The 555-nt window shown below is 67.4% G+C and carries 1 protein-coding gene; it reads left to right on the top strand.

What is annotated here, in order from left to right; genetic code table 11:
- Positions 1–555: HAD-IC family P-type ATPase (locus D9599_RS30860; protein WP_198385154.1), on the top strand; the 555-nt coding region annotated here is incomplete at both ends.

The raw sequence follows: 555 nt of genomic DNA, 5'->3' as shown, positions 1-555 counted from the left end.
GGATGCGCGGGCCATCCTAGGCAAGGCTGTGGAAGCCATCGTTACAGGTAAGCGCGTGTCGGTGGGGTCGCCCTCCTTTGTTGCCGAGCAGGCGCGGCTGTCTGGAAGCACTGGAGTGGTGGTTGCCGGATGGGAGGACCAAGGGAAGACAGTCGTTGTCGTTTCCGTAGAAGGTGTCCCCACCGGCCTCATTGCCGTCCGCGACGAGCCGCGGCCGGATGCCGCCGAGGGCATCCGGGCGCTCCATGCCATGGGCGTCGAAGCCGTCATGCTGACAGGCGACAACATTCGCACGGGGCAGGCCATTGCCGGGGCGCTCGGTCTCCAGGTCAAGGCCGGGCTGCTGCCAGAGGACAAGCTGCGCGAGATCAGCGCCCTTAAGGCCCAGGCGCCCGTTGCCATGGTCGGCGATGGTATCAACGATGCGCCCGCGCTCGCGGCTTCCTCAGTTGGCATTGCCATGGGCGGCGGTACCGACGTGGCGCTCGAAACCGCGGACGCCGCTCTGCTGAACAGCCGCGTCGTGGACGTGGCTGCCCTGGTCGGTCTCTCGCG

Origin of the sequence: Roseomonas sp. KE2513 (genome assembly GCF_016107305.1) — a bacterium.
Classification (GTDB): domain Bacteria; phylum Pseudomonadota; class Alphaproteobacteria; order Acetobacterales; family Acetobacteraceae; genus Roseomonas.
The sequence above is the reverse complement of the archived record's forward strand: the minus strand, read 5'-3'. Positions and strand labels throughout refer to the sequence as shown.